The sequence below is a fragment of the Synechococcus sp. OH2 genome (assembly GCF_047462155.1).
Lineage (GTDB): Bacteria > Cyanobacteriota > Cyanobacteriia > Thermostichales > Thermostichaceae > Thermostichus.
The window spans coordinates 234,175-238,286 of the sequence record NZ_JANSIR010000095.1 but is presented as its reverse complement, the minus strand read 5'-3'; the positions used below and the strand labels follow the sequence as shown (position 1 = coordinate 238,286).

Below are 4,112 nucleotides of genomic sequence, written 5' to 3'. Positions count from 1 at the left end.
CCTGCAACTGCTCACAGACAGCCTGCCCCCCCTCGACCGAGCCGCTGATCACCACCTGATCCGGGCTGTTGTCGTTGGCAATGACCACGTCGGAGGTCATCTGGCACAGGTGCTCCAGCTTATCGCGATCAAAGCCAATCACCGCCGCCATGCTGCCGGGGGGATCCCCTGCAGCTTCCATCAACTGGCCCCGCAGCGCCACCAGCCGCAGGCCAGTCTCAAAATCAAATACCCCGGCAGCGTAGAGGGCGCTATATTCTCCCAAGCTGTGGCCGGCTGTACAGGCAGGAGCCTGACCCTGAGCGTAGAGATAGTCCGTCAGCAGGGCTGATACGGTGAATAAAGCCGGCTGCGTGTAGCCGGTCTGATGGATCTGCTCTTCCGAGAGCGCCAAGGGATCCCATCCCAGCCTCTCGCGGGCCAAAGCCAACTTCTGGGCCGCCCCCGGCCAATCCTGTAAGTCCTTTCCCATGCCCACGGCTTGGGATCCCTGGCCGGGATAGATCCAGGCAACGGTCATCAACTCATTTCCCCCAACGAAAGACAATCGCTCCCCAGGTGAGGCCGGCGCCAAAGCCTGCCATCACCCCCAGATCGCCAGCGCCAAAGCGCCCCTGCGCGATCCAGGTGGCCAAGGCAATCGGCACCGAAGCGCCGGAGGTGTTGCCGTACTGTTCTAGGACGCTGGCCACCCGCTGGGGATCCAACTGCAAGCGCTTGGCCACAGCATCGAGGATGCGCTGGTTGGCCTGGTGGATGAAGTAGCCTTGCACGGCTGCTGCGGGGATCCCGGCCCGAAAGAGAGCCTTCTCGACAATCTCCGGCACCGCCTGGACGGCAAACTTGTACACCTCGCGGCCATTCATAGCGATGGGGCAGCAGCGGTATTGCCCCACCTGCAGGGATCCCACCAGGGTCTTGGTCTCGGTGGCCATAGCCAGGCTGAGTAGCTCGCTGCCGCTGCCATCGCTGCGCAGCTCGATGCTGAGGATGCCGCTGTCCCCCTCTCTTGCGGCTTCCAGCACCACCGCCCCCGCGCCGTCCCCAAACAGGACGCAGGTGGTGCGATCCGTCCAGTCCACTGTGCGAGAGAGCACGTCCGCCGCCACCACCAGTGCCCGCCGGTACAGCCCGGTTTGGAGAAACTGGGCTGCCGTGGCCACGGCAAACACAAACCCCGTACAGGCGGCTGTCAGGTCAAAAGCCACCGCCTGTGTCGCCCCCAGCGCTGCCTGTACCCGCGGAGCCGAGCCGAAGCGATCGACGCCGGTGGAGGTGGCCAGGAGGATCAGATCCAGCTCCTGGGGTGGGATCCCGGACTGTGCCAGGGCGGCCTTTGCCGCTTGAACCGCCAAATCCACCAGGCTGAGGTCGGGGGGCAGGATGCGCCGTTGGCGAATGCCGGTGCGGGGCCAGATCCACTCGTCGGAAGTCTCCACAATCTGGCTGAGGTCGTCATTGCTCAGGCAGGGAGCCGGCAGGGCAGCTCCCACCCCTACCAGGCGCACGGTCGGGAGGCCATTGCTGGGCATGGACACTATCCTTCCGCCCGCTCCAGGGATCCTACCGGCAGGGCTTCTGGACTGGGGTTAGAGGCCGAGGCCAGAGGACGGGCATTCTCTCCGGGATTGGACTTGGATGGGGGGGAGTCAGTCATTTCCGCTTGCAGCCGCTGTAGGATCTTCTGCTCCGCCGCCTCTTTGGCCAGGCGAATGGCATGGTAGACCATCGCCGCCTTAGAGCTGCCGTGGGTAATGACGCAGATGCCGTTCACCCCCAGCAACAAGGCGCCACCATATTCTACATAGTCCATGCGCCGCTTCACCTGCTTCAGGTTGGGCCGGAGCAGCCAGCAGCCCAGTTTGCCACGCCAGCCGCGGGGCAACTCCTCCCGCAGCACCTGGGTGATCACCTGGCCAACGCTCTCCGCAAACTTGAGCAGGGCGTTGCCCACAAAGCCGTCGCACACCACCACATCAAAGTCCCCCGTCAACACATCCCGCCCCTCGGCGTTGCCGGCAAAGTGGATCCCTGGCAACTGTCTCAAGCGCTGATGGGTGGCCAGGGCCAGGTCGTTGCCCTTGTTGGGTTCCTCGCCAATGTTGAGCAGGCCCACCCGCGGCTTCTCAATCCCCAGCACGCACTGGCAGTAGAGGGATCCCATGCGGGCAAATTGTTCCAAGAAGCGGGGCCGGCAGTCCACGTTGGCTCCCACATCCAAAAGCAACACCGGCTTGCCCTTCAAAGTGGGCAAAAGAGCGCCAATGGCCGGGCGGTCGATCCCCGCCAATCGGCCTAAGTTGAGGTAGGCAGCGGCCATCGCAGCCCCAGTGTTGCCAGCAGCCACCACTGCATCTGCCTGCTTGGTGCGCACCTGTTGCATGGAGACGTTGATAGAGGCCTGCGGCTTTCTGCGCACCGCCAGGGGCTCTTCCGCCATGCCCACTTCGTCCTCAGCAGGCACGACAGTGATCCCAGGCGGCAGTGGCCGGGGCAGAAAAGGCTCGAGAGCGTCTGGACGACCGACCAGCGCAATCCCCACCTGAAGATACCGATGGGCCAGCAGGGCGCCCTTGATGATCTCTTCGGGAGCGTAGTCACCTCCCATCGCATCAACTGCAATTCGCACGAGCTGACCTCACACTGGAACACTCCTGACAAGCAAAATGCGGGGATCTCCGCTGCTTCTTTGCCTCGAGAAGTTGGGATCCCACTATCTACAAGGGGCTATCGAATTTTACCAGATTTGCTCTCTTTGGTTGAGGCTGGCGAGCGCCTGTTCAAAGCAGTAGGGGAGCACTGCCCACCTGCCCCAGGAAGAGGACAGGACACGCTCTTTACCGCTGGGTGAGAGCGGCCAGGAGGGATTGCACCTGCTGGACATGGGCACTGGCCACGGAGCCCCTGTCTTGATGTTGACCCAGCTCCGCCTCCAACTGAGCCAGTTGTTGTGCCAACTCCGCCCAGCGATCTCGCTCGGGGTAGAGGGTGGCCTGGAGATGGTTGAGGCGGCCCCAGGTTTCTGCCATCGCCTGGGTGCGGGCCCGCAGGGATCCCTCCTCTTGCTCCAGTTGTTGCCACTGCTGCTCCAACTCTTGCCGCTGGCGGGCAAGCTGCTCCTGTTGAGAAGGCAAAGACGCCTCCAGTTGTTGAATGAGGGTTTGCAGACGGCTTTTTTCCTGGAGCAGCTCCTGCTTCTGGCTGCCGATCTGCTCGAGGATCGGCCCGATATCCACCTGAACTGGGGCGGCAGCCTGATTTTGAAGCTGCCTAAGGCGGGCTTCCTGGCGGGTCAGCTCTTCGTATTCCCGCTGCAGGTTTTTCTCCTGGGGCGCCAGGGCCTCTTCCAGGGCGCTACAGGCAGACTGGGCGTAGTCGATATCCATCTCGATGTCAAACCGCTCTTCGGGAGAGGCGGTGGCCAGCCGCTCTTGCAGCTCCCGCAAGGTCTGCCGGTTTTGCTCCAGCTCGGCCCGCTGTTGGCTGACTTGGGCCGCCCGCTGCTCATAATCTCGACGCATCTGGCTCACCAAGGCCGCCAGCTCCTCCACTGAGATCGCAGACCCTGAGGCACCTGACCCGCTGTTGCTACTGCCATCGACGATGAAGTCGTACTCCTGCACCAGACGATAGGCTTTTTGGAACAAGCTCTCTTGGGACTGCAACTGCTGGAGGATCCTCTGCAGTTGCTCCTGATAGGCTCGCAGGGATCCCTGCCGGGCATGCCATTCGGCTTGGCTCTGCTCCAGGGATCGTTGGGATCCCCACCAGGCGGCGCAGCGCTCCCGCCAGGTACGGTAGTCTCGATCCAGCTCCTCCTGTTGGGCGTGGGCCTGCTGACGTTCTTGTTCCAGTTGGGCAATCTCTTGATTGAAGTGCTCCTGCTGCTGCTGAACCTGGCTTTTTAAACTCTGGAGAAGAGCCAAGGGATTCGCAGAGAAATGTAAACTCTCCTGAACTTCTTGCAGCAAAACCTGGAGCTGGGCTGCTTCTGTTTCCCCCAGCCGGCTGGAGCGGGCCTCTTGCAACTGAGCTTCCAGTTCCTGCCGTTGCCGGTTCAGGGCTTCTCGTTGTTCTCCGATTAGACGCTGCTGCTCGGCCAGGTAGGCCTG

The 4,112-nt window shown here is 62.5% G+C and carries 4 protein-coding genes; all 4 read right to left on the bottom strand.

Annotated elements, in window-relative coordinates; genetic code table 11:
* Window positions 1-520: ACP S-malonyltransferase (locus NW835_RS09585; protein ID WP_414415156.1), on the bottom strand; the 520-nt coding region annotated here is incomplete at its 3' end.
* Between the two features lie 4 nt (window positions 521-524).
* Entirely contained in the window at window positions 525-1,538 is a 1,014-nt protein-coding gene (locus NW835_RS09580; protein WP_414378090.1) for a beta-ketoacyl-ACP synthase III, read from the bottom strand.
* Window positions 1,538-2,629, bottom strand: a complete 1,092-nt coding sequence (gene plsX, locus NW835_RS09575; protein ID WP_414364884.1) for a phosphate acyltransferase PlsX — start codon at window positions 2,627-2,629, stop codon at window positions 1,538-1,540. The genes NW835_RS09580 and plsX overlap by 1 nt, the downstream gene beginning before the upstream one ends.
* 208 nt (window positions 2,630-2,837) lie before the next feature.
* Window positions 2,838-4,112 (bottom strand): pilus motility taxis protein HmpF (hmpF, locus tag NW835_RS09570; RefSeq protein ID WP_414415155.1); only part of this gene is annotated, 1,275 nt, incomplete at its 5' end.